Genomic DNA, 24,225 nt, shown 5'->3' on the forward strand with positions numbered 1-24,225 from the left:
GTATGAGATTTAAACCATTTCATGTTTGTTCACCTTAATCTAATGAAGTCTACCTCCATTGTACTGCAAAATGAAAACTTTTCCATATAAATGACGGAATTCCATCTTTAGACACAGAAGAAAAGCAATTTGTTCTACATTCCTATCAGAAAACTACGAGCTTTCTCGCTGTGTTTTCTGTTAGAACAAATTTTTAGTTTTCTTCTATAAACTTTGCTTCCTGCATTTTATTCATGCAGGAGAAATCAATTATTTATTCTCCACTAAAAAGACCTCATCACGGAGTGATGAGGTCAGAAATTTACTATATTCTTTTATAAAAAATCATGTTTGTTCCCTGCTGATTTTCTAGCCTTTAAAGATTTATTTTCTTTTTCCTTCTAGTCCAGTAAAAAATAAATAAGAGAATAAACCAAACGGGCGTCAACAATAAGGCTGGGCGCGTCGCGTCAGAAAACAGCATAATAACAAGAATCACCGCAAACAAAGCTAACACAACATAGTTTATGAATGGTGTTAACGGTGCTTTGAATGCTGATGCTGCATGCAGCTGCGGACGCGTCTTTTTATACCTTAGATGGCAAATGAGAATGATACTCCACACCCAAATAAAACAAATAGCGCTAATGGTCGTGACGATGCCGAAAGCTTGGTCTGGTATAAGCTTGCTTAAAAGAGCTCCCGCTGAGATGACCAGCGTAGATACGAACAATCCGTTGCTTGGTACGTGGTTTTTGTTCAGTTTTGCAAACTTAGATGGCCCTTGGTTATTTTTACTTAAATTATATAAGATACGGCTTGTTGAAAACATTCCGCTATTACAGGCAGAAGCGGCTGAAGTTAGTACAACAAAATTAATAATTCCAGCAGCAAGCGGAATTCCGACTAAACTAAAGGTTTTAACAAATGGGCTTTCTGCTGCATTTAATTCCATCCACGGGTTAATAAACAACAGAACGATAAGCGCTCCAACATAGAAAAATAAGATTCGCAGCGGAATTTTATTAATGGCCGATGGAATATTTTTTTGGGGGTTTGATGTTTCTGCTGCCGATACCCCTACCAATTCAACCCCGACGTATGCAAATATAACCATTTGGAATGAAAGTAAGAAACCTGAAACCCCATTTGGAAACAGCCCTCCATGATTCCAAAGGTTTTGAACAGTAACAGATCCCTCATCTGTTTTAAATCCCATTACCAGCAAAATAACGCCAATAATAATTAATGCAAGAATCGTAATAACCTTTATTAAAGCAAACCAAAACTCTAATTCTCCAAATAATTTTACGGTTAATAAGTTAAGACCTAATAAAATGATTACACAAATAAGTGCCGGAATCCACTGAGGAATATTGAACCAATATTTCACATATACGCCAACTGCAATCACATCAGCCATAGCTGTCATAATCCAGCAAAACCAGTAGGTCCATCCCGTTACAAATGACGCCCATGGTCCAAGATACTCTTCAGCAATATCAGTTAACGATTGATAACCTGCTTTAGACAGCAGTAGTTCTCCTAGCGCTCTCATCACAAAAAAAAGCGCAATACCAACAATTAAATAAGCAAAGATGATAGAGGGACCTGCAAGCTGTATTGCTTTACCAGAACCTAAAAACAAGCCCGTACCAATGGTTCCCCCAATCGCAATTAGCTGAACATGACGATTGGATAAATCCCTCTTTAATTCTCGTTGTTCCAACTCTAACTCCTCCTAACAATAAAACCTTTGATGCGATCGTGCGGACTACAAATAAAGTCCAATAAAAAAAGAGATTGGATGCGCTCCAATCTCATGGTCATAAGAATAACAAATATTAAAGTACATGCTACCAATTAGTAACATGCCAAATAAATATCCGGTACTCTTCTGTCCTTTTGCCTGAGATTGTGAACCCTTCGGCGTCGCGAAACTATCGCGATCTCTCCAGAAGCTGCTCCTGCTATAGTGTGATCCATAGCAATCATAGCTTTCTACGTATTAAATTTTTCAATCAATAGAATGACTGTCGAATAGTTGTTTATTCTAATACCAGTTGGATACTTTGTCAACAGGAAAGATTACTTTCATTTATTTACCTTCTTCGAAAAAAGGTAATCGAACATTTTCAATCGTCAACTTAGTATCCTTTTCCTCACGCTACCTGAGTCCTTGCGCGAACCTGAACACATTAAACGGATCGTACTTTTTGTTCACTCTTTCTAATCTCTCTGCGTTTTCTCCAAAATACTCATGCTCGTAGTTTCTAAGGTTACTGATAGGGAAATTCACATAGGAGCCTATCGTAATACTTTTAATATATTCAAATCGCTTGCGAAGCCAATCTCTGTTTGCTCTTGCAAATGCATCTTCTGTCCATACAGACTGAAACCCCATAATATATCTGGCGTTTCTGTAGAAAAAAGCCGTTTCTCTTTTACCAACACTGCGGATTTCTCCTCCTAGTGCATAAAGAGAAATCGCGGCATAAACGGACCCTTCTGCCGGACGCTGTATGAGATCTGTAAGATTTTCAAGCTCACCACGTGAATAGCTTCTGTGCACAAATCTTCCCGTTGACTTAAATTTTTCAGACGGAGGATAGGTTGCTTCTATTTTTTTTACCGCTTCAAGAAAAGATAATGATTCCAGCTCTACTCGAAACCCTTCTCCTTCTGCAAAAGGCTGCAAAATCTTCCGAGCTCTTTCTGGGGAGCCGTAAAAGAATCCGTTTGCAAATATGCCTAACCCTTCTCCTTCTGCATTATAAAAGCTTGCAACTAGCGTCATACGTTTGTCCAGTTCGGGCAGCCAGTTTTGCCATATATTCATCACTTGTGTCTGCTTTTCTTTTGTAGTACCTACATAAAAGAATCGAACGAGCGTCACAGAGTTGTTCGTTGGCTTTGGAAGCTGAAACGTCATGCTTACTACAACGCCAAAGTTACCGCCACCGGCACCGCGGCATGCCCAAAAAAGATCAGCTTTACACGATTCGTTTGCTTTGATGAGCCTTCCTTCATAATTGACTAATTCTAGCTCTATCAAGCTGTCGCATCCTAACCCGTAAAGTCTGCTCGAAAGTCCCCAGCCTCCTCCGAGCGTAAAGCCCGACACGCCAACAGTCGGACACGTTCCTCCTGGAAACACATATCCGTTCGAACCGATGAAATCATACACTTCCGTATTTTTCGCTCCTGCTTCCATCTTTAAAATGTTCCGTTTTTTATCTAATTTCAACCTATTTAATCGACTAATATCAATGACTACTACACAGTCACCTGTAGAATATCCTTCATAATGATGACCGCCAGATCGAATACGAATCTCAACACGATGCTTGCGCGCCCAGCGGATCGCATTCACAACATCCTGCTTTTTTTCACAGTACACAATCACAAGCGGAAATTTATTAACAGCGCGATTCCATTCCTGACGAGCCTCCTCATAAATGGGATCTTTTGGCGTTACCACTTCTCCCGTAAGCCCTTTTAAAAACATTGAGTCCATCTGACCTCTGCTCCTTTGTACATACTTTTTAGTAGTTTTATTACTATAGTATTATCGAGGTGGTTAAAGGTTTGGGTTTTGGGATAGAGTTTGCGTTTATTATTTGTATAAAAGACGTCATTATAGTTTATATTAAAGGCATTAACCCTCTTATGTAATCTCTCTTTAGCGATGTAACACTTTCCAAGAATAGACTTTATGAGAATTTCATCTCACTATACTAAGATATTTTTTACACTAAAAGAACAGATGTGGAATTTTAACACCTTTCTCCATTAATAAGAGTACAGCTCAAAGAAAAAAGAGCAGAATCAAATCTGCCCTTTACTCTTTTTCTATTCATTTCTTTAACGTCAAACTCACCACATTCTCCACGTGCGCCGTATGAGGGAACATATCAACAGGCTGAATGTAATCAACATGATAAGCCTTCGACAGCTGCTGCACATCTTTGGCTAATGTGGATGGATTACAAGAAACGTAAACCACTTTCTTTGGCTTCACTTGTAAAATCGTTTTTAGAAGCTTGTCATCACAGCCTGTTCGCGGCGGATCAACGACGATAACGTCTGGCTTCCAGCCTTCTTTTACCCACTGCGGCATCCATTTCTCAGCCGGACCCGTTACGTACGTAGCATGCTCAAACCCATGATCTTGGGCATTTTTTCTTGCGTCTACAATCGATTCTTCAATCGTATCCATTCCGCGAATTTCTTTGGCATCTTTAGCAAGCCATAAGCCAATTGTCCCTACTCCGCAGTAAGCATCTACAATTTTTTCACTGCCTGTTAGCGCAGCTGCTTTTTTTACTTCGTCGTATAGCTTCACGGTTTGAAGAGGATTCAACTGGAAGAATGCACGCGCTGAAAGTTCGAACGAGATATCTCCTAACGTTTCTTGAATCACCGACTTTCCAGCAAGTGTAAACGTTTCGTCTCCAAAAATAAGCGATGTTTTTTGACCGTTTACGTTTTGTACAAGTGATTTCACTTCCGGTAGGCGGCGCTGAATTTCTTTAATCAGCAACTCTTTTTTCGGAATGTCTTTTTTAGCCGTAATCAAGACAATTTGCACTTCACCCGTTTCAAAGCCTACTCGAGATACGATGGTACGTACAATACCACGGCGTTTGCGTTCATTGTAGATAGGAATTTGAAGATCTTGTAAAATTCGTTTTATTTCTTTTGTCACGTGATTCGTGGCTCCATGCTGAATAGGACAGTTTTCAATGTCAATCAGTCGATGAGAGTTCAGTCCATACAAACCAGCGATGACTTTTTGTTTATCCACACCTACTTGGAATTGTGATTTATTACGATAGCCCCAAGGATTTTCCATGCCAATTGTTTGGCGTGTTTTTTCCTCTACTTTTTTTAATGAACTGTGACGTTCGAACGCTTGCAGAACAATATCACGCTTCGATTCTAGCTGACCTTCATAGGATAAGTGCTGAAGCTGACAGCCTCCGCACTGTTCGTAAATAGGACAGGGCGCATCTACGCGATGAGGAGATTTTTTGCGAATTCGCTTGATTTTCCCTTCCGCAAACTTATGCTGGACATTTGTTGCTTCTACAACCACTTCTTCATTTGGTAATGCTCCCGGCACGAAGACGACTTGGCGCTTAAAATATCCTACGCCTTCTCCATTAATACCGAGTCTTTTTATCGTCAACGGAAACGTTTGTCCTTTTTGAACTTTCATTTCAGTTTTTGGTTTATTCATGAGACCAACTCCGATTAGTTTAAATTCTTTATATAGTTATTAACGGTCTTTATCTGCTTAAAACCTATTAGACCGTATCGCTTTAAAAAAGACATCAACGCATATTATAACACTTCAACAGCAAAAAACCGACAGGAGAAACATTCCCATCGGTTTTTATCTTTATTTCGTTTTAGAAGGACTTTTCTTCATTTGTTTGCGTTCGTTCATTAAATCATCAATACTTTTAAACGTATAGCCCTGCTTTTTTAAATCCACAATCGCTTGATCTAACGCATCTGCGTTATCCTTTGAAACGGTATGCAAAAGCATGATTGCACCTGGATGTATTTGAGCCATCATATTGTCGTATGAGTAGCGCCAGCCTTTTTGTTCATTCACTTTCCAGTCAACGAATGCAAGTGACCAAAATACATTCGTATAGCCCTCTTGCTTTGAAAGAGCTAGCGTTCGTTCACTAAATACCCCTCTAGGTGAGCGAAGGTATTTCATTTCATCACGACCAGTAATATTCTTGTATTCATCTTTTACTTTTTGCAATTCCTCTTTAAAACGTGCGTCATCCACTTGAGTTAAGTCAGGGTGATGCCATGAATGATTCCCGACAATATGCCCTTCTTTTACCATTCGCTTAATAAGCTTAGGCTCTTCTTTTAAATAGTGTCCTGTTACAAAGAATGTGGCAGGAACCTTTCTTTTTTTGAGCACGTCTAATACCTGCGGTGTATAACCATTTTCATAACCATTATCAAACGTTAAGTAAATATTTTTTTTATTTGTATCTCCGAGGTAAAAAGCATCATACTTAGCAAGAATTTGTTCATAAGCTGTACCTGCGGATGCAGGCTTGTGATTTTTACTTTTTTGAAATCCCCAGCTGATCGGATTGTTTGGATACATTTGTGCTTCAACAGATGCTATGCCTATTGACATCACGAATAAAAAAACGAGAAAAAAGGTGAACCGGCGCATAAGAAGCTCCTTTCGGAAGTCATTTTACGCTTAGTATCCACTCAATTTTCTCGTTCATGAACGTTACTTTTTACCATACGCTTTTGATGTATGTTTATTTAAATACCGGTTCTTTAAATTGCTCAAGCTTTTCAAATGAAGACTTATCTACATCTGCATGCAAGCTGTTTCCATGTGAATCCATCGTCACTACAGCTGTAAAGCCTTCTACTTTTAAATGCCACATTGCTTCAGGAATACCAAACTGCATCAAATCAACGCCTTCTACGCTCTTGATACAATCAGCATAGTACTGTGCAGCTCCTCCGATCGCATTTAAGTATACACCGCCATGCTCTTGAAGAGCAGCAAGCGTTTTAGGACCCATACCGCCTTTACCGATAACCGCGCGGATACCAAATTTCTTCATAATATCCCCTTGGTAAGGTTCTTCACGGATACTTGTTGTTGGTCCTGCAGCGGTTACGTGCCATTTTTCGTCTTCGTCCTTTAACATAACCGGACCACAGTGATAAATGATTTGTCCATTTAAATCAATTGGTGCATCGTGATCTGTTAAATGTTTATGGATAGCGTCGCGTCCTGTATACATCATGCCGTTGATGCGCACCACGTCGCCAACTTTTAATTCACGAATTTGCTCTTCTGTAATAGGTGCTTGTAATACAACTTCTTTTGTTTCATCCGCATTTTGCTTCTCTTCGGCGCCTGCATTTTTATTAAAATCTACTTCTTCGCCTTCTTGATACAGCCACTCTTGAACACTTCCTGTATCGGCGTTGATTTTAATACCTAAGCGGCGGTAAGCCCAGCAATTATACGCAACTGACACATAGAAGCTAGCAGGAATACGATTGATTACGCCGACTTTACAGCCAAGTAATGTCGTTTCTCCGCCAAAACCCATCGTGCCGATTCCTAACTTATTAGCATTTTCCATTACATACTCTTCTAATTCTTTCAGCTGAGCATTTGGATTTTCGTCATCTAAGTTTCGGAACAGCTGCTCTTTTGCTAATTCATAGCCTGTTGTACGGTCGCCACCGATTCCAACACCAATGACGCCGGCACTACAGCCTTGACCTTGTGCTTGATACACAGAGTGCATCACACATTTACGAATACCGTCTAAATCACGGCCAGCTCTACCTAAACCTTCTACTTCACAAGGCAGGCTGTACTGAATGTTTTTATTTTCACAGCCGCCGCCTTTTAGAATAAGACGCGCATCAATATAGTCATTTTCCCACTGCTCAAACTTAATAACCGGCGTGCCGCCGCCTAAATTATTACCGCTGTTTTCTCCCGTTAACGAATCTACGGAGTTAGGGCGAAGCTTTCCGTGCTTTGTTGCTTCTTCAATTGCCCAATAAATCGCTTCTTTAATTTGAAGCTGATTCACTCCTACAGGGGTTTTAATTTTAAATGTAGGCATACCTGTATCTTGACAAATTGGCGACAAGTTATCGTCCGCCATTTTAATATTATTGGTAATGGTCGCTAAAGACATTGCCGCACGCGTTCCTGCATTTTCACGCGCTTTTGCCTTTGCGATAGCACGTCGAACGTCTTTTGGCAATTTTGTAGATGTTTCAACAATTAAATCGTACATGCTTTGTTTTAAAGCTTCAATCATCACTTAATTCCTCCCATATCCCGCTAATGTATGTATTTATCTATCTGTCGTACAACTTTCAAAATTTATTATACTCCTTCAAAAATTGTTTCGAAAGACCTTTATAGGAGGATTTCCACTTCAAGCAAAAAAGCGCTAGTTTTTCTAGCGCTTTTTTCTTTGTTCATTCTTTATCTTTTTTAAACTGCTCACATTTTGCTTCGAGGTCATCAATCATCGTAATCAAACGGTCAATGTCTTCTAGGTCTGTGTTTTCAGGCTCCATAGAGTCTAATACGTGTACAAACATATTTAAACGATCTTTTAAATAACGTACTTGTGAACCTTTATCTCGAACGGCGTTTCCCATTTTAAACCCTCCTGATATAGCTTTTCATTCGTATTTCCTTATATCCTAACGAATACTTTCATATTTGACAACTAAAAGCAATAAAATCCATAATAGTCACTGGTGTCCGTTTTGAATGAGACGTATAATTTAGTCTAGCAGGACGGACCGTGAGATGTTTTCATCATCATTTCACTTTACGGAAAAATAAAAGGAGTTTTTTTATGGCCACTTTACAACGAATTACCCCGGAGTTCGATCCGTGGGAAGCGTATTTAGATATGAAACAATATGGCAAACCGACGCTTACAAACGTTGAATTTACCACAACGACGCTTTGTAATATGCGATGTGAGCACTGCGCAGTTGGATATACGCTGCAGCCAAAAGACCCAAACGCACTGCCGCTTGATTTAATTTTAAAACGTCTCGATGAAATTCCAACTCTTCGAGCTTTAAGCATTACAGGCGGAGAGCCGATGATGTCTCTATCTTCTGTGAAAAATTATGTGGTGCCTTTATTAAAGTATGCACATGAACGAGGTGTCCGTACACAGATTAATTCAAATTTAACATTGGATCTTGCACGTTACGAACAAATCATTCCTTATTTAGATGTTTTACATATTTCTCACAACTGGGGAACGATGGACGACTTTGTGGAAGCTGGCTTTGCAATGATGGAGCGAAAGCCTACTTATGAGCAGCGCGCCAAATATTTTGACCGTATGATTGAAAACAGCCGCGCGCTTGTAAAAGCGGGTGTAACCGTATCAGCTGAAACGATGTTAAATAAACGTACGCTTCCTCACATGGAAAAGATTCATCGTCAAATTGTTGATGAAATGCTTTGTCAGCGTCACGAAGTACACCCTATGTATCCAAGTGACTTTGCTAGCACTCTAGAAACGTTATCTCTTCCTGAAATGCGTAAAGCTATTCATCACCTTCTTGATATTCGAGATGAAAATGTGTGGATGCTATTCGGCACGCTGCCGTTTTATGCATGCAGTAATAATGAGGAAGACTTATCGCTTTTACAGCGCTTGTATAGCAGTAAAAATGTAACCGTTCGAAACGATCCAGACGGGCGCTCTCGCCTAAATGTAAATATTTTCGACGGAGATATTATCGTAACGGATTTTGGTGATACGCCTCCTCTTGGCAACATTCAAGATACAAAGCTTACAGACGCTTTTGATATGTGGCAGCAAAGCACGATTTCTAAAGAACTTAGCTGTCATTGTTCAGCAGTGTCTTGTTTAGGACCTAATATTTTGGTGAAAAACAGCTATTATCAAGATACTGATTTTAGCAAACTCCAAGCGAATATCACAAAATAACAAAAAGAGATTCCACCACTGGAATCTCTTTTTTATTATCTCGGCTGATCGTAAGCCCCAAAGCTTAAGGAAACATAATCTTGTACTGGAATCCATGCTCCAATTCCTTGAGACGTTACATTTCTCACCACAATTGAGCGCTTGCTGCCTTTTACTGTAACATACACTTCTCCATATGTTACTTTTCCCTTTTCACTTACAGCAGGCGTATACGCATACAGATAACCTACTTTTTTAGGAGCTACGTTATAGACCTGGTCTTTTTTCGTTCCGGCACCTACAAACGTTTGAAATGATAAAGTGAGCTTTGTTTTTTTAGCTGCTTCAATTAGCATCATTTGTTTCACATGATCAGGCTGAGGCACTTTTGCTGTTAATCCGCCTTTTACATGACTTTGATTTTCCTGGCTGTACATCATTTTGTACTGATTTTTTCCTGCTCTGTTATCATAATGATTTGTATTGATTCGCTGGTGTTGCCAGTTAACGTTTGTTTCTGTTGATTCGTAATTTAATGGCCACTGTCCTAAAAAGACGGTTGCTCTAAAACCAATTGCCCATGGAGTTTTAGAAATGTTTGATTCATTTAATATACGAATTAAATCAGGGTTTTCAATTTTTACATTTGATGTTTCAATGAGCTCTTTTGTAAACTCACTCGGCTGCAAATATGGCGTATCTTGACTAGCATTTGGATACGTATTTTCTTTTGAAATATTTAAAGCTGAAGAAGGCACGTTGATGGTAGGCTGAGCTGTTTTCGCAATGGCGATCTTCGTTGAACATGAAAATGAAATAATGATGGTAAACACAAATAAAAGCAATTTACGTAACATCTAGAAACTCCTTTCAATATCGTTAATGAATGCAACCATAGTTTTTTCAAACATCTCCTGTTTTATCCTGAATACCAAAAGGGAAATTCTTCTATTCACTTACACAAAAAGAATCCGAACGATTAATCGTTCGGATTCTTCCTTCAACTAAAACAGGTTTGTTCCAGCCTCTTCTTTTTTAAATAAGATAAAAACCAATTCCCATAATAATATAAGCACCTAAAAGAGTTGCACCTTCGAACCAGTTTGTATCTCCGTCATTAGAAATAGCAATAGTTAAAAATACGGCCGTTACCATCGCAATCAACTCAGGCCAAGTAAAGACAAGAGACATTTGGTTTTCGAACATCAGCGAAACTAACACTAATATCGGTGCTACAAACATCGCGACTTGTAAAGTGGATCCAACAGCAATTTCAACAGCTACACCCATGCGGTTTTTAACGGCCATAATAATAGCCGAAGCGTGCTCTGCTGCGTTTCCAACAATCGCTACAATGATGACCCCGATGAACAGCTCACTCCACCCAAAACTTTCCGATACAATTTCGATTGTACTAACCAAGCTTTCGGATACGTAAGCTACAGCTAACGTAGACAAAAAGAGAACAGTAATCGCTTTCCACATTGACCATTCTGGCTCCTCATGTTCTTCCACTTCTTCACTTTTATGCTGATACACCCCTCGGTGCGTTACCAGCTTAAAAAATAACGCCGCTAAGTACAAGATGATGAGAATAATGGAGATTCCGACACTCAGGGACATGGTCTTCGCTTCGTCCATTTCACTAGCAAACACTTCAGGAATAACAAACGCAACGATAACGGCAAAGATCAATAATCCAGAATTATGTCTTGCATCATAGACATTAAATTCTTGACGCTTAAATTTTAATCCCCCAATGAAGAATGAAAGACCGCCTACAAGAAGAAGATTTCCTAATACAGAACCGGTTAACGATGCAAGCACCACCGCTGTAAGACCTTCTTTTAGAGCAAAAATAGAAATAATTAATTCTACAGCGTTACCAAACGTAGCGTTTAATAGTCCGCCTATTCGAGGACCAGCTACAACAGCTAAACTCTCTGTTGCTCTCCCCATAAAAGCTGCGAGGGCAATGATTGTTAAACAGTAAATAATAAACATAAGAACATCTGACCAGTGCATCATGTGCCCAATAACAGATAGCGGCACCCCAAGAATAACCGCTATAAGAAAAATCCGATTGATCATCGATATGTACACCTACCTTATTCATTTTTTGACAACAAAATCAATCATATCAAATTAATGGAATTTGTATAGACTCACCGTCAATGTTAGTATTTTTAACCTATTTTTATAAATGATAAACCCTTAATTGATTTTTGATTAAGATAGTTAAAAATCAGCCAAACTACCAAGGGTAAAAAGATATAATAAGGAGTGAAAAAATGAGCAATAATGATGTGAAAAATCAAATTTTATCCGTACTGGATGACTATACAATTGGAACGTTAGCTACAATTCAAGATGGAAAGCCGTATTCACGCTTTATGATGTTTTTTCATGAAGATCTTGTGCTCTACACCGCTACCAATAAAGATACCCATAAAGTCGAAGAACTAGAAAAAAACCCTTACGTTCATATTTTGTTAGGCTATGATGGGCAAGGTTGGAGTGATCCGTATGTAGAGGTAGAAGCCAAAGTAAATGTAGAAACAAACGAAGAGTTAAAAAAGAAATTTTGGAATAAAAAGTTAAAAGAGTGGATTAAAAGTCCAGATGACCCAAATTATTTGCTTCTTCAGCTGACTCCTGAACGCATGCGCTATTTTGATAAAGCCGGCAGCAAACCGAAGGAAATATGAGATTGAGACGTAGCTAAGTCCATTCCATCTAAAGACGAACAAATGGGAGCAAAGAGCTGAACCGCTTGTAACAACACCCTAAAAAATCCGAACGAGTTTGATTCATCGTTCGGAACTTCTTCAGCTAAAATACTTTTGTCCCAACCTCATTTAATTTCGAAGGTTTCTGTCACTTCAATACTGTCAATAACCGACTGTAGCATTGAACAATTTTTTCGTGCTAGCTCAATTGATTTTTCAATTTTGTCTAATGGAAGCTCTTCTCCTGTAATGATATAGTGCAAATGAATTTTTTCGATTCGCCCCGCTTTTTCATCATTTCGCGTCACGCCAGCTTGGATGCGTAAATCAGAAAAAGCAATTCTTTTTTTCTCTAGAATCTTTCTTAACACGCCTCCGCTGCAAACAGCAATGGACGATACCATTAGCTGATACGGACGAAAGCCATATTCTTCATCTCCGGCGATATGTAGCTCTCCATAAGGAAGATTTGTTGTAAATCCCGCCTCTTTTTTCATGTTAAATTCCATTTCCTTCACTCCTTTACTTCATTATAAACCGCTTTTTATATAACCAACTACTCTCAATACGGATACTTGTTACACCATCACCATAAAAAGATCCGAACGAATTTGATTCTCCATCAAGAATCTCGATTCATCGTTCGGATCTTCCTTCAGCTAAAATACTTTTGTCTCAGTCTTTTTTATGACTCTGTGTTAAATTAATTTTCCGGCGCGAATATCATTTGTCATTCCTTCGTAAGGCGCTTGAGCGATAACTTCCTCATTATTCGCTCCGACATTTTTGATAAATGTAATGTCAGCAAATTCGGGTACAACGTATTTAGGATATGTTTCGTATTTTTCACGGGATTCATGCATTAAATCAAGATGATCATTTTGATAGCACACGGTAATTTCAGGATGTTCATGTACCCATTTTGGGAAGAAAATAATGCCGTGCATCCGTTTTTCATCAGGCATAAAGTTCAAAGATACATCTGTTCCAGTCGGTTCAGTCCACGATACTTTATATACACCTTCTGTTAATTTCACAATATCAACTTTCTGGTCGCGAACCCATCGTCCTGCCACCATTCCGCTATGAATACGGTAATCGATTGTATTTTCGTTTTTGATATAAATTTCATATTCCCATCCGTTTTCGTATGTGTAAATCATATGATTCCCAATAAATTTTTCCATTTTTATATCGCTCCTTTGATTTATAACACTTCGTATATGTCTGACACAACGCGATCTAAGTGTCTCACAGCAGTGCCTAGAAAAACGCAGTTGTGTAAGCGTTTATATTTTGCACTTCCTGTATGACCAATGACACTCGTTGTACCGACATTGATTGTGAATGTCGCTATTTTCTTAAGCACTGTTTGTATTCTAGCGATCGCCTTTTAATTGTAAATTAAAACATGTAACTATTTACATGTTTTATTCTACTTTCCTTATAAAAAGATGTCAAATTAATAGCACAGCACGTCTACATCCTTGTCAATAAAGCGTTTTCCTTGTACGATTAAACAGTTGGATTGACAAAATATAGATAAAAAGAGGTTGAATGCTGTGAGTGCTACTCATAAACAACGTTTCTGGATTTTAGTTAGCCTTGTCGCCATTTCTGGATTCAGCCAAGGTATGCTGCTGCCTTTAATCGCTATTATTTTTGAGAAAGATGGTCTTTCTTCTACTATAAACGGATTAAACGCAACTGGATTGTATCTAGGTATTTTATTTATTTCTCCTTTCATGGAAGGGCCGCTTCGCAGATACGGATATAAACCCATTATCGCAGCAGGGGGACTTTTAGTTATTGTATCTTTAGCTTTGTTTCCCCTGTGGAAATCTGTTGTTTTTTGGTTTGTGCTCCGTTTATTTATTGGAATAGGAGATCACGCGCTGCACTTTGGTACTCAAACGTGGATTACATCATCTTCACCTGCTGATAAACGAGGTCGCAACATTTCATTGTACGGGCTTTTTTTCGGTATTGGTTTTGCTGTTGGCCCTTTAATGACGCCGTTAATTGAAATTAACCAAGCGCTTCCTTTTATGATTTCTTCAGCTCTTTGCCTCATAACATGGGTGTTTTTATTTTTGATAAAAAATGAATTTCCCCTACAGGAAGTGGAGGTTAATTCGTTAAAAGAAACGGCTAAGCGATTTTCTAAGGCGGCTAAGTATGCTTGGATTGCTTTTTTGCCGCCTTTTGGATATGGATTTTTAGAATCATCACTGAACGGAAGCTTTCCTGTATATGGCTTACGAATTGGTTTGCAAGTAGAGTTTATTTCACTGCTGCTGACTTCCTTTGCAGTTGGAGCTATTGTATTTCAGCTTCCTCTCGGAATATTGAGCGATAAATTTGGACGGAAATTGGTATTAGGATGGATTTTATCCATTGGAGCCGTTACATTTTTTACAGCAAGTCTCTTGGAAGAGACCGCTATTCCATTAGTAGCTTGTTTATTTATAGCTGGCATGGTTGTAGGCTCGACGTTTAGTTTAGGAATCAGCTATATGACGGATTTGATTCCTGCTCGTCTACTGCCTACAGGTAATTTACTATGCGGCATTGCTTTTAGTATCGGAAGCCTTGCCGGCCCTTACATAGGTGGCACGTTTATTCAGTTCTTTCACCATATCAGCTTTTTTAATATTATTAGCGGGATGCTTGGCTTTATTTTTATTATTCTTTTTGTATTCGGACAAAAGATGCCTATGCAACAAAAAACGAGCGAGAACCTATAGGTTCTCGCTCGTTCTTTAAACTTTTAGCGTTCGATGCTGAAGAGCTGATTTTTCAATTTGTATCGTGGTATGCTCAATGCCGCAGTGATCATGTACTAAATCAATGGCTTTTTGCAAAATTTGCTGACAATCTTTTTCATCTTCTACGCGCATATGACAGCTCAATGAGTCCAGTCCTGAAGTAATCGTCCAAATGTGTAAATCATGCACATCTTTGACTCCTTCAATGTTTTCAAGAAGTTTTTTTATTTCACTGTGATCTACCCCTTCAGGAGAGCCTTCCATCAAAATATGAATGCTATGGGCAAGCACGCCCCAAGCGCTTTTTAAAATTAATACAGACACAACTACAGAAATAATAGGATCAGCAATATACCATCCAAACAGCATCATAAGAAGTCCAGCTACAATAGCTCCAATAGATCCTAAAGCATCTCCCAGTACGTGTAAGTAAGCGCTGCGTAAATTTACATTTCCTTTTACATCGCCTTGTCTCATAAGTGACCATGCGCTGATTAAATTAGCGAGTAAACCAACAGTAGCAATCAGCATCATGCTGCCGCTTGCTACAGACTGCGGCTCTAATACGCGCTGATAGGCTTCATAGATGATAAATCCTGCTATTACAAACAGTGCCACTCCGTTAAAAAGAGCCGCTAATATTTCAAAACGATAATAACCGTACGTTTTTTTAGCCGATGCAGCTCGGTTAGCAAACCATATCGCTACAAGGCTAAGAGCAAGTGAGCTTGTATCAGAAAGCATGTGTCCGCTATCGGATAATAACGCTAAACTATTTGTAAAAAGCCCTCCAACAAACTCAAGAACCATAATACCGGCGGTGATAATGAGTGCAATTAACAGACCTTTTTTGTTGCCTTCACGCTGTGTATCAAAATGGTGATGGTGACCATGATGGTGGTGATGATCATGACTCATGCAAAGCCCCTCCTTTTATTCGTTATGTGAGCATTCTACGTGCTGAATTACTTGATGCAGTATTCCAACAACGTGTTCATCATCGTACGTATAGAAATACGTATTCCCTTCACGGCGATATTTTACTAAACGTAAATGACGCAAGTGAGTTAACTGATGTGAAATAGCTGATTGTGAAACACCAAGCACTTCAACCATATGACCGACTGAACACTCTTCTTGAAATAGCAAATAAAGAATTTTCATTCTCGTAGGATCTGAAATAGCTTTTAGTATTCTTGACGCTTCTTCTACTGTTTGAGGCGATAAAAACGAATGTTCATCTTTTTTCATAACATCTCTCCGTTCATTATATGCAAGTATATGAGCATATGTTCATATATAAATTATAAAACACCTTTTTCTATATAGTCAATTATTTACGTCTTTTTAAATTTTTTTGCCTATTTTAAAAAAAAATCCACACAAAATACTTTTTCTGTTATATAATACAATTAAATATAATAAACTGTATTAAAACAGATGGAGAGGAGAATAATAAATGAGCAGACAAGAACGCAAAAACATGATTACATTTATTGAAACGATGAAGGGGATTGACCGTGAAACCTTAATGTACATGACGGATGCCGATATCGAGCACATTTACACTTCCGCTTATAAATATTATGAAGAACATTTAGATATGTAGTACGTTTTTTACAGAATGCAGACGTCCAGCTGCATTCTGTTTTTATTTTTTAGGCGTTAGTCGTTACCTCCTTGCTTGTTCCGTGCTATACTATACTAAATATCCCAATTTAAAAGAGAAGAACTGAAAAAATGTGCTGCTATCGCTGAGATGGCAGCTTTCGTGTTTTTTTAGGGGTAATGATTGTGATTATTCTTCTCAATTATCGTTCAAGGAGGATTTGTATGGAAAATGCGTTACCTAAAAAACAAGAACAAACGCCTCAAACATCTTCTGCTGTCAACGGATTAAAAACACATGGTGAACTCATTGCTGCACTGTTAAGCGGCGTACTGATTTTAGCCGGCTGGCTGCTGTCAAAACAGCAGGATACTGCTGTATCTATTACGCTCTTTGTATTAGCTTACGTGATAGGCGGATTTGCTAAAGCAAAAGAAGGCATTGAAGAAACGATTGAAAATAAAGAATTGAATGTCGAAATGTTAATGATTATTGCAGCCATTGGAGCGGCTGTAATTGGCTACTGGACAGAAGGTGCTATGCTTATTTTCATTTTTGCATTAAGCGGTGCATTAGAAACGTACACCATGAATAAAAGCAACCGAGAAATTAGCGCCTTGATGAATTTACAGCCGCAAGAAGCAACGCGTCTGATTGGAGATCAAGAAGAAATTGTATCCATTTCGGATTTACAAATCGGTGACTTGCTGTTAGTTAAGCCGGGTGAACGAGTGCCATCCGATGGGATTGTTGTCTCAGGTCAAACAACGATTGATCAGGCTGCTATTACAGGGGAATCTGTTCCTGTACTAAAACAGCTCGATGATGAAGTATTCGCGGGCACGGTGAATGTGAAAGGCGCCATTACCATTAAAATGACAAAGCCAAGTGCTGAGACGCTGTTTCAAAAGATCATTCAACTTGTTCAAACGGCTCAAAGTGAAAAGTCTCCTTCTCAATTGTTTATTGAACGATTTGAAGGCACATACGTAAAAATTGTTCTATCGGTTGTGGCAGTTATGCTATTTCTCCCACACTATGTGCTTGGATGGAGCTGGACCGAGACATTTTACCGTGCAATGATTCTCTTAGTTGTAGCGTCTCCTTGCGCTCTGGTTGCATCTATCACCCCTGCTTCGCTGTCTGCTATTTCAAACGGAGCAAAAAAAGGAATTTTGTTCAAAGGCGGCGTGCATTTGGAAAGGTTAAGTCATTTAAGCGCAATTGCTTTTGATAAAACAGGAACGTTAACAAAAGGAAAGCCAGAAGTAACAAATGTCATTGTCCGTTCTGATATAAACGAACAGGAATTTCTTGTTAAAATCGCATCAATTGAACGTCAGTCCAATCATCCGCTTGCTCAATCTATTGTTGACTTTGTGAAAAATAAGCAGGAATTGACGCTTGTTCAGCCAGATTCGCTTGAAGACGTTCCCGGATATGGTGTCATTGGGTCTCTTCAAGGAGATACGTGGAAAATAGGAAAAGCAGATTTTGTAGGTAAAGAAGATGCAGCTGAATTTGAAAATGGGATTTCATCTACACTTGCCAGTGAAGGAAAAACGATTGTGTACGCAAAAGACCAGCATGGTATTGTGGGATTGCTTGCGCTAAAAGACGTTGTACGAACAGAAGCTGTAGACGCTGTTAAATCTCTTAAAGAGCAGGGCATTCATACCGTCATGATTACAGGAGACAGCGAAAAAACAGCCGAAGCTATTTCAAAAGAGTGTGCAGTCGATGAATACATTGCAGAATGTTTGCCTGAAGCGAAAGTAGATAAAATTAAAGCGTTAAAAGAAAAATTCCCTACCGTTTCAATGGTGGGAGATGGCATTAACGATGCACCTGCTCTTGCTACTGCTAACGTTGGAGTAGCCATGGGAGAAGGAACGGATGTGGCACTTGAAACAGCCGATATCGTTTTAATGAAAAATGATCTATCAAAAATTTCGGATGCAGTAGCTCTTTCCAGACGAATGAACTCAATTGTGAAGCAAAACGTTATTTTTTCTATTGCCGTCATCTTTTTATTAATTTGTTCGAATTTTTTCCAAGTGCTTGATATGCCATTTGGTGTTATAGGTCACGAAGGCAGCACCATTTTAGTTATCTTAAACGGCCTTCGCTTGCTAAAATCTTAACGCAAAAAAGCCTAACGTATTTGTTAGGCTTTTTATTATGGAAATCACTGCCTTAATGGTAACCGTTTTGTCCATTTTGGCTGTTGCTTGTTTTATGCTTTGGCTGGCTCTTTTTATTTTGCTTTGTATTGCTTCCGTCTTTTTTTGTATGCTTTGTCATGATGTAAAACCTCCCTTTCACTTTGTTAGTATGCTCATATCTTGCGAATGATTTCATCCCAATTTGTGACTATGAAGATTTGACTCGACGGTCGTAGAAAATAGCGTTGATTTCTCCTCCAATAACGATAATCATGCCCGATAGGTACAGCCAAATAAGCAGGATAATAATTCCGCCCAAGCTTCCATATGTAGCTGTATAGTTATTGAAATGATTTACGTAATATGCAAACAGCATCGATACCACTGTCCATCCGACCGTAGCAAAAGCCGCTCCTTTTACAACATTTCGAATCAGCAGTTTTTTATTAGGAGCAAAGTAATATAACCCCGTAAAAACAGTAAACAAAATGAGGCCGCTGATAATCCAGCGGGAAGCAGACCATAAAGCGAGAAAAGTTTCTGAAAACCCAAACGTAGACGATAAATAAAGGCCAATCATATGACCGAAAACAGGAAGTAAAAGCGCTACAATAATAACAAATATCATCGCAAAAGTAAGGAGAACTGCCATACCTCTCGCCACTAAAAAAGGCCGATTTTCTTGTACGTGATATGCTCGGTTAAATGCTCTTACGATCGCATTAATTCCATTTGAAGCAGACCACATCGTGGCAATGATACCAAAGGATAATAGCTTTTCATTATGAGAACCAATGATATGGGAAACGTTGCTTTCAATCATGTGCAGCGTTTGCTGTGGCGCTACATTTTCGACCAAGTCAAGCAGGTCTGTTGATTCTAATGGCAAAAATCCAATCAGCGTAATTAAGAAAATTAAAAAAGGAAATAGCGAGAGCAGTAGATAATAAGCCAATTCAGCTGATAAACTAGGCAGCTCATCTCGATGAATGCGGCTCATCAGTTCTTTGCCAAACCTTACGATGTTATTTATGTACATTCCAGCCATATGTGCCTCCTTATTTATTTTTGTTCATCACCATATTTCTCCACAAATGCTTCTTTTGTATCGTTTACAATTTCCATCACCTGAGGTGTTGTTTCTTTTAACTTTTCTACTTTTCCTGCTACAAATGATACATCTTCAGAAACTTGCTCGATGGTCGTACGGATGGTTTCATATTTCTCTTTGACAGTATCCGTTACAAGTTCAGGGTGCTGAATAAGAGTTGTTGTTTTGTCTTTCAGTTTTTTACTTCCTTGAATGACAGAGCTTCTTGTTTCTTTATCAAATAAAGAAACAGCTCCTCCTATAATTGCTCCAATGACAATACCTTCTACTAGCTTATTTCGTTTACCCATTTGTCGTTTCTCCTCCGCTTTTATTTTTTAAGTATCGCTTATTCCGAGAAATGCTTCTCTATAATTTCGTCTAAAAGAGCCTTGCATCCTTCTTGAACTAAGTCATATACTTCGTCAAAATTTCCCGTAAAATAAGGATCAGGCACATCTTCAATATGTAAATCGGGCACAAAATCCAAAAGCCTTGCAATATAACCTGTTTTAGTATGTCCAGCCATCCTTCTCAGGTTTCCTACATTTTCGACATCCATTCCAATAATATAATGGAATTTAGCTATATCCTCTTGAATCACTTGTCTTGCTGTTTGCCCTTTAAAATCAATGTTGTTTCTCGTTAAAATAGATTGCGTTCCTTCATGAGGAGGATTGCCTTTGTGCCAGCCTCCTGTGCCTGCAGAATCTACGTGAATTTGTCCTTCTAGCCCTTTTTTCTTCACCATATCTTTAAAGACCGCTTCTGCCATGGGTGAACGACAAATATTTCCCAAACAAACGAATAATACGTTAATCATAGTCTCGACTCCTTTCCCTTATTACAAACATTATATACAATCATTTTTAAACTAAAAAATAGTTTTCTTTTATTTATATCGTTTCCACTCTTCTGTGGATAAGAACCTGACATAAAAGTGTTCACACGATAAAAACATGTTACAATAAAAAAAACGCAACTGGAAGGATGAACAAAGTGGATTTATCAGTAAAATCTCCAGAGAATATTAAACATATGGTCGATAGCATTAGTGAAAAACTGCGCATGCTAAATATCGGAGCAATTAAAGCTGAAGCTTTTGACGAAGAAATGTATGAAGACTTAAAGTACTTATACGATATGGTAATGAGAAAAGATTCTTTTAGCCCAAGTGAAATGCAAGCGATCGCGGAAGAATTAGGTACACTGCGTAAACAAGCTTAATGACAACTCCGTCAATGACTAATAGCCATTGACGGTTTTTTCTACATTTTTTTCTATACATGAATGCTGCGCCTTTTAGCGAGCAAATAAGAGTTAAATCGTTTACATACACATAGATGAAATATTCCCAAAAATCTTTCTTTTTTATTAGGAATTGACGTTTTTATTATTTGTCTATAGAATGTATCGAAATACCTAAAGCTCGTATAGTCTTGGAAATAGGGTCCAAGAGTTTCTACCGAACTACCGTAAATAGTTGGACTACGAGGGTTGAACATCATTCATACTGCATTTTTATTCTTCTTTATGTTCTCCCTTACATAGTCCTTCATTGTTATTCAGTTATACAATGAGAGGAGTCACATTCATGTCAAATACAAAAACAACCTTAAAAAAACAGCTTGCTGTTGCCAATAAAAAAATACCTGCAGATCTTGTAGTGAAAAACGGGAAAATTATCGATGTCTTTACGCTTTCCATCATTGAAGCCGATATTGCGATTGCTGATGGAGTGATTGTTGGAATAGGTCAATACGATGGGAATAACGTCGTGGATGCAAAAGGAAAATACATTTCTCCTACATTCATTGATGGACACGTTCACATTGAATCATCAATGGTTACACCTAAAGAGTTCTCAAAACTTCTTGTACCTAGAGGCGTCACAACTGTCGTAACGGACCCTCATGAAATTGCGAATGTTTCAGGGAAATCTGGCATTGAGTTTATGCTTCAAAACTCGGATTCCATTCCTTTAGACGTATTTGTGAACTTACCTTCAAGCGTGCCGGCAACTCCTTTTGAAAGCTCTGGAGCCGTCTTAAAAGCAGCTGACTTAGCGCCATTTTTCTCTCACCCTCGCGTGCTTGGATTAGCAGAAGTGATGGATTTCCCTGCTGTGCGAGATGGCGATGACGATATGCTCGATAAATTACAAGCAGCTAACGATGCAAACGGTGTAATTGATGGGCACGGCTCAGGGCTAGATGCTACGGGCGTTAATATTTATCGTACCGCTGATATTTCAACAGATCATGAATGCGTAACAGCAGAAGAAGCAATTGAGCGTATTCAGCGCGGGATGTATGTTCTGATCCGCCAAGGTTCTGTTGCTAAAGATTTGAAACAACTATTACCTGCTGTAAATGAACGTAACGCGCGCAGATTTTTATTCTGTACCGATGACAAACACCTAGATGATTTATTAACGGAAGGTTCTATTGATTACAATGTTCGTTTTGCTATTGAACTCGGGCTGGATCCGCTAATTGCGATTCAAATGGCTTCGTTAAATGCCGCTGAATGCTACGGGTTAAAAGATAGAGGTGCGGTTGCTCCTGGTTACAAAGCGGATTTTATTCTATTAGACGACTTAACCGATATATCTGCAGCACATGTCTATCAAAACGGAGAGCTTATTGCTGAAAATGGAGAGATGCTTTCTGTTCAAGAAGAACAAATTGATCTTCCAACAGAACTAATGAATTCTGTTCATCTCAAAGAGTTTTCCATTAAAAAACTTACGATACCACTTCAGCACAATCGCGCTAATATTATTGAAATTAATCCAAACAGCCTGATTACAAATCATATTGTAGAAGAAGTTCAAGTGAAGCAAAACGAATTTCAGTCTTCTGTAGAAAACGATCAGCTAAAAATGGCTGTTGTTGAGCGTCATCATCTAACAGGGAATATTGGTCTTGGGATTGTAAAAGGTTTTCAGTTAAAAGACGGAGCGATTGCTACCACGATTGCTCATGATTCACATAATATCGTAGCCGTAGGAACAAATGATGAAGATTTAGCAAAAGCAATTGCGGCAATTGAAGAAATCGGCGGAGGTATTGTTATTGTAAAAGGCAATGAAGTGATTGGCTCCCTCCCTCTTTCCATTGGAGGATTAATGTCACCTCACCCTTACAATGAAGTAAACAGCTTACTTAAGCAGCTTCACGGGGCTCTTCATGAGCTTGATATTTCACAGAAATTCAACCCGCTGCTGACATTATCTTTCTTAAGCTTGCCTGTTATCCCATGTCTAAAATTAACCGACAAAGGATTATTTAACGTAAAAGAATTTAAGCATATCACCGTTCAAGCATAAAATAAAAAGGACTCTTTCGAGTCCTTTTTATTTATATCCTTTAGACGGCGTAGTTCGAGTTTTACGATTTTTATAATGACGATATCCTTCTTTTAAAAGGATAGGAAAAACAGCGACTAGAATTTTTTTTAATATACGTCCCAATTTAAGGCACTCCTTTACGTGTTCTTACTTTACTATACCCAAATTGGACAGCTAAAAACGCAAAAAAGAGCAGGTATATCCTGCTCTTTTTGTATTACTTACCGATAAATTGTTGAGTCCAGTACGTAGTATCACCTTTTACGTATCCAACACCAATTTCAGTGAAATCAGGGTTTAGAATGTTTTTGCGGTGACCGTCACTATTCATCCAAGCATTCATTACATCTTCAGGAGATTGCTGACCTTTTGCAATGTTTTCACCTGCAGTTGTATATTCAATGCCGAATTGTTTCATCATATCAAATGGTGAACCATATGTTGGTGAATTGTGGTCAAAGTACCCTTTGTCCATCATATCTTTTGATTTAGTGCGTGCAACGTCACTTAATTTTTTGTTAAGTGTTAGAGGTTTTAAACCTTGTTTTTCACGCTCTTGGTTCACTAAATCTACGACCTTTTGTTCGAATTGACTAGCATCTTTTGTTTGTTCTGCTTTATCAGTATTTTCTGATTGTTGAGCTTTTGTGTTTTGCTGTGTTTGCTCTGGAGCTTTTGCTTCTTCACTTTGCTCTGGTGCTTGTGCTTGTTCCTGTGGAGCTGCTTCAGCTTGCTCTGGTGCTTGTGTTTCTTGTTGTGGAGCTGCTGCTTGAGCAGATTGTCCTTGAGCGTTAAATTTCTTTAATAGCTCATCTACATTTATATTTTGTGCTGCTTGAGCATCTTTAATGTTAATTTGTTTTGGAGTGTTGCAATCAGGAGCTGCTGCATTTGCTTGTCCTGCTGTTAGTAATCCTAATGATACGGCACCTGCGACAGTGGCAATACGAAACCTTTTCTTCATGTTTGAAATCCTCCTATGTGATAATAAAGTTTTTTTGTAAAACCGCAACGCATCTAAGCTTGTAGCAAG

The 24,225-nt window shown here is 38.6% G+C and carries 23 protein-coding genes and 2 riboswitches; of the genes, 7 read left to right on the top strand and 16 right to left on the bottom strand.

The window, feature by feature from the left end:
- Positions 1-355: 355 nt before the first annotated feature.
- The 6 genes from ACFX4R_RS22985 to ACFX4R_RS23010 all read right to left on the bottom strand — a co-directional run bounded on the left by ACFX4R_RS22985 (position 356) and on the right by ACFX4R_RS23010 (position 8,178).
- On the bottom strand, positions 356-1,708 hold the full coding sequence (locus ACFX4R_RS22985; protein WP_377570458.1) for an amino acid permease: 1,353 nt from the start codon (positions 1,706-1,708) through the stop codon (positions 356-358).
- 158 nt (positions 1,709-1,866) lie between these two features.
- Positions 1,867-1,947, bottom strand: a riboswitch (glycine riboswitch).
- Positions 1,948-2,146: 199 nt separating this feature from the next.
- A complete protein-coding gene (locus ACFX4R_RS22990; RefSeq protein WP_377570460.1) occupies positions 2,147-3,496 on the bottom strand; it encodes an FAD-binding oxidoreductase in 1,350 nt (449 codons plus the stop codon).
- A 339-nt stretch (positions 3,497-3,835) separates the two neighbouring features.
- Entirely contained in the window at positions 3,836-5,221 is a 1,386-nt protein-coding gene (gene rlmD, locus ACFX4R_RS22995; protein ID WP_377570462.1) for a 23S rRNA (uracil(1939)-C(5))-methyltransferase RlmD, read from the bottom strand.
- 162 nt (positions 5,222-5,383) lie between these two features.
- A complete protein-coding gene (gene pdaA, locus ACFX4R_RS23000; protein ID WP_043977856.1) occupies positions 5,384-6,193 on the bottom strand; it encodes a delta-lactam-biosynthetic de-N-acetylase in 810 nt (269 codons plus the stop codon).
- Positions 6,194-6,287: 94 nt separating this feature from the next.
- Positions 6,288-7,829, bottom strand: a complete 1,542-nt coding sequence (locus tag ACFX4R_RS23005; RefSeq protein WP_016762857.1) for a fumarate hydratase — start codon at positions 7,827-7,829, stop codon at positions 6,288-6,290.
- Positions 7,830-7,992: 163 nt separating this feature from the next.
- The gene (locus ACFX4R_RS23010) at positions 7,993-8,178 is read right to left on the bottom strand and encodes an SE1561 family protein (protein ID WP_162215190.1); all 186 of its coding nucleotides are present in this window, start codon (positions 8,176-8,178) and stop codon (positions 7,993-7,995) included.
- A gap of 203 nt (positions 8,179-8,381) precedes the next feature.
- Between ACFX4R_RS23010 and yfkAB the strand changes: the two genes are divergently transcribed.
- Positions 8,382-9,500 carry a radical SAM/CxCxxxxC motif protein YfkAB gene (yfkAB, locus tag ACFX4R_RS23015; protein WP_377570464.1) on the top strand — a complete coding sequence of 373 codons (1,119 nt, stop codon included), beginning with the start codon at positions 8,382-8,384 and terminating at the stop codon, positions 9,498-9,500.
- Positions 9,501-9,535: 35 nt separating this feature from the next.
- Here the strand turns inward: yfkAB and ACFX4R_RS23020 are convergent, their stop codons facing one another.
- Together ACFX4R_RS23020 and cax are read right to left on the bottom strand one after the other, a co-directional pair.
- Positions 9,536-10,336, bottom strand: coding sequence for a YfkD famly protein (locus ACFX4R_RS23020; protein ID WP_043977853.1), 801 nt, complete (start codon positions 10,334-10,336; stop codon positions 9,536-9,538).
- Positions 10,337-10,514: 178 nt separating this feature from the next.
- Positions 10,515-11,570: a calcium/proton exchanger gene (gene cax / locus ACFX4R_RS23025; protein ID WP_016762856.1), complete on the bottom strand. Its 1,056-nt coding sequence runs from the start codon at positions 11,568-11,570 to the stop codon at positions 10,515-10,517.
- 200 nt (positions 11,571-11,770) lie between these two features.
- On the opposite strand from cax, the gene ACFX4R_RS23030 reads away from it, so the two are divergent.
- Positions 11,771-12,187 (top strand): pyridoxamine 5'-phosphate oxidase family protein, encoded by a 417-nt coding sequence (locus tag ACFX4R_RS23030; RefSeq protein ID WP_043975663.1) that lies wholly within the window; start codon positions 11,771-11,773, stop codon positions 12,185-12,187.
- Positions 12,188-12,333: 146 nt separating this feature from the next.
- Here the strand turns inward: ACFX4R_RS23030 and ACFX4R_RS23035 are convergent, their stop codons facing one another.
- Positions 12,334-12,717, bottom strand: coding sequence for an OsmC family protein (locus ACFX4R_RS23035; protein ID WP_016762854.1), 384 nt, complete (start codon positions 12,715-12,717; stop codon positions 12,334-12,336).
- A 189-nt stretch (positions 12,718-12,906) separates the two neighbouring features.
- On the bottom strand, positions 12,907-13,395 hold the full coding sequence (locus ACFX4R_RS23040) for a phenolic acid decarboxylase (protein ID WP_043975666.1): 489 nt from the start codon (positions 13,393-13,395) through the stop codon (positions 12,907-12,909).
- Positions 13,396-13,770: 375 nt separating this feature from the next.
- Here ACFX4R_RS23040 and ACFX4R_RS23045 point away from each other — a divergent pair, with 375 nt between their 5' ends.
- A complete protein-coding gene (locus tag ACFX4R_RS23045) occupies positions 13,771-14,955 on the top strand; it encodes an MFS transporter (RefSeq protein ID WP_013081525.1) in 1,185 nt (394 codons plus the stop codon).
- Positions 14,956-14,970: 15 nt separating this feature from the next.
- Here the strand turns inward: ACFX4R_RS23045 and ACFX4R_RS23050 are convergent, their stop codons facing one another.
- Both ACFX4R_RS23050 and ACFX4R_RS23055 read right to left on the bottom strand, forming a co-directional pair.
- Positions 14,971-15,894: a cation diffusion facilitator family transporter gene (locus tag ACFX4R_RS23050; protein ID WP_377570467.1), complete on the bottom strand. Its 924-nt coding sequence runs from the start codon at positions 15,892-15,894 to the stop codon at positions 14,971-14,973.
- A gap of 15 nt (positions 15,895-15,909) precedes the next feature.
- Positions 15,910-16,227: an ArsR/SmtB family transcription factor gene (locus ACFX4R_RS23055; RefSeq protein ID WP_097824770.1), complete on the bottom strand. Its 318-nt coding sequence runs from the start codon at positions 16,225-16,227 to the stop codon at positions 15,910-15,912.
- A gap of 208 nt (positions 16,228-16,435) precedes the next feature.
- Here ACFX4R_RS23055 and ACFX4R_RS23060 point away from each other — a divergent pair, with 208 nt between their 5' ends.
- Together ACFX4R_RS23060 and ACFX4R_RS23065 are read left to right on the top strand one after the other, a co-directional pair.
- Positions 16,436-16,585, top strand: a complete 150-nt coding sequence (locus ACFX4R_RS23060; protein ID WP_013055132.1) for a BH0509 family protein — start codon at positions 16,436-16,438, stop codon at positions 16,583-16,585.
- Positions 16,586-16,809: 224 nt separating this feature from the next.
- Complete coding sequence (locus tag ACFX4R_RS23065; RefSeq protein WP_043975683.1) at positions 16,810-18,729, top strand: heavy metal translocating P-type ATPase; 1,920 nt, start codon at positions 16,810-16,812, stop codon at positions 18,727-18,729.
- A gap of 229 nt (positions 18,730-18,958) precedes the next feature.
- On the opposite strand, the gene ACFX4R_RS23070 is transcribed toward ACFX4R_RS23065, so the two are convergent.
- Genes ACFX4R_RS23070 through ACFX4R_RS23080 form a run of 3 tightly spaced genes read right to left on the bottom strand, consistent with a single transcriptional unit; the run spans position 18,959 to position 20,663 of the window.
- Positions 18,959-19,798 carry a YihY/virulence factor BrkB family protein gene (locus ACFX4R_RS23070; protein WP_377570469.1) on the bottom strand — a complete coding sequence of 280 codons (840 nt, stop codon included), beginning with the start codon at positions 19,796-19,798 and terminating at the stop codon, positions 18,959-18,961.
- A 14-nt stretch (positions 19,799-19,812) separates the two neighbouring features.
- Positions 19,813-20,151 carry a hypothetical protein gene (locus tag ACFX4R_RS23075; protein WP_013055129.1) on the bottom strand — a complete coding sequence of 113 codons (339 nt, stop codon included), beginning with the start codon at positions 20,149-20,151 and terminating at the stop codon, positions 19,813-19,815.
- A gap of 38 nt (positions 20,152-20,189) precedes the next feature.
- Positions 20,190-20,663, bottom strand: coding sequence for a low molecular weight protein-tyrosine-phosphatase (locus ACFX4R_RS23080; protein WP_043975685.1), 474 nt, complete (start codon positions 20,661-20,663; stop codon positions 20,190-20,192).
- A gap of 176 nt (positions 20,664-20,839) precedes the next feature.
- Between ACFX4R_RS23080 and ACFX4R_RS23085 the strand changes: the two genes are divergently transcribed.
- Both ACFX4R_RS23085 and ade read left to right on the top strand, forming a co-directional pair.
- On the top strand, positions 20,840-21,067 hold the full coding sequence (locus ACFX4R_RS23085; RefSeq protein ID WP_013055127.1) for a DUF1128 domain-containing protein: 228 nt from the start codon (positions 20,840-20,842) through the stop codon (positions 21,065-21,067).
- 182 nt (positions 21,068-21,249) lie between these two features.
- Positions 21,250-21,351, top strand: a riboswitch (purine riboswitch).
- Positions 21,352-21,434: 83 nt separating this feature from the next.
- The gene (gene ade, locus ACFX4R_RS23090; RefSeq protein ID WP_043975688.1) at positions 21,435-23,171 is read left to right on the top strand and encodes an adenine deaminase; all 1,737 of its coding nucleotides are present in this window, start codon (positions 21,435-21,437) and stop codon (positions 23,169-23,171) included.
- Positions 23,172-23,409: 238 nt separating this feature from the next.
- Here the strand turns inward: ade and ACFX4R_RS23095 are convergent, their stop codons facing one another.
- The gene (locus ACFX4R_RS23095) at positions 23,410-24,156 is read right to left on the bottom strand and encodes a CAP domain-containing protein (RefSeq protein ID WP_013055125.1); all 747 of its coding nucleotides are present in this window, start codon (positions 24,154-24,156) and stop codon (positions 23,410-23,412) included.
- Positions 24,157-24,225: the final 69 nt, after the last annotated feature.

Origin of the sequence: Priestia sp. YIM B13490 (assembly GCF_042787735.1) — a bacterium.
GTDB lineage: Bacteria > Bacillota > Bacilli > Bacillales > Bacillaceae_H > Priestia > Priestia megaterium.

Excerpts from the sequence above, each read along its gene's own strand:
- ACFX4R_RS22990 (WP_377570460.1), bottom strand. The coding sequence starts at position 3,496 with ATGGACTCAATGTTTTTAAAAGGGCTTACGGGAGAAGTGGTAACGCCA.
- rlmD (WP_377570462.1), bottom strand. The coding sequence starts at position 5,221 with ATGAATAAACCAAAAACTGAAATGAAAGTTCAAAAAGGACAAACGTTT.
- pdaA (WP_043977856.1), bottom strand. The coding sequence starts at position 6,193 with ATGCGCCGGTTCACCTTTTTTCTCGTTTTTTTATTCGTGATGTCAATA.
- ACFX4R_RS23005 (WP_016762857.1), bottom strand. The coding sequence starts at position 7,829 with ATGATTGAAGCTTTAAAACAAAGCATGTACGATTTAATTGTTGAAACA.
- ACFX4R_RS23010 (WP_162215190.1), bottom strand. The coding sequence starts at position 8,178 with ATGGGAAACGCCGTTCGAGATAAAGGTTCACAAGTACGTTATTTAAAA.
- yfkAB (WP_377570464.1), top strand. The coding sequence starts at position 8,382 with ATGGCCACTTTACAACGAATTACCCCGGAGTTCGATCCGTGGGAAGCG.
- ACFX4R_RS23020 (WP_043977853.1), bottom strand. The coding sequence starts at position 10,336 with ATGTTACGTAAATTGCTTTTATTTGTGTTTACCATCATTATTTCATTT.
- cax (WP_016762856.1), bottom strand. The coding sequence starts at position 11,570 with ATGATCAATCGGATTTTTCTTATAGCGGTTATTCTTGGGGTGCCGCTA.
- ACFX4R_RS23030 (WP_043975663.1), top strand. The coding sequence starts at position 11,771 with ATGAGCAATAATGATGTGAAAAATCAAATTTTATCCGTACTGGATGAC.
- ACFX4R_RS23035 (WP_016762854.1), bottom strand. The coding sequence starts at position 12,717 with ATGGAATTTAACATGAAAAAAGAGGCGGGATTTACAACAAATCTTCCT.
- ACFX4R_RS23040 (WP_043975666.1), bottom strand. The coding sequence starts at position 13,395 with ATGGAAAAATTTATTGGGAATCATATGATTTACACATACGAAAACGGA.
- ACFX4R_RS23050 (WP_377570467.1), bottom strand. The coding sequence starts at position 15,894 with ATGAGTCATGATCATCACCACCATCATGGTCACCATCACCATTTTGAT.
- ACFX4R_RS23055 (WP_097824770.1), bottom strand. The coding sequence starts at position 16,227 with ATGAAAAAAGATGAACATTCGTTTTTATCGCCTCAAACAGTAGAAGAA.
- ACFX4R_RS23060 (WP_013055132.1), top strand. The coding sequence starts at position 16,436 with ATGAGCAGACAAGAACGCAAAAACATGATTACATTTATTGAAACGATG.
- ACFX4R_RS23065 (WP_043975683.1), top strand. The coding sequence starts at position 16,810 with ATGGAAAATGCGTTACCTAAAAAACAAGAACAAACGCCTCAAACATCT.
- ACFX4R_RS23070 (WP_377570469.1), bottom strand. The coding sequence starts at position 19,798 with ATGGCTGGAATGTACATAAATAACATCGTAAGGTTTGGCAAAGAACTG.
- ACFX4R_RS23075 (WP_013055129.1), bottom strand. The coding sequence starts at position 20,151 with ATGGGTAAACGAAATAAGCTAGTAGAAGGTATTGTCATTGGAGCAATT.
- ACFX4R_RS23080 (WP_043975685.1), bottom strand. The coding sequence starts at position 20,663 with ATGATTAACGTATTATTCGTTTGTTTGGGAAATATTTGTCGTTCACCC.
- ade (WP_043975688.1), top strand. The coding sequence starts at position 21,435 with ATGTCAAATACAAAAACAACCTTAAAAAAACAGCTTGCTGTTGCCAAT.
- ACFX4R_RS23095 (WP_013055125.1), bottom strand. The coding sequence starts at position 24,156 with ATGAAGAAAAGGTTTCGTATTGCCACTGTCGCAGGTGCCGTATCATTA.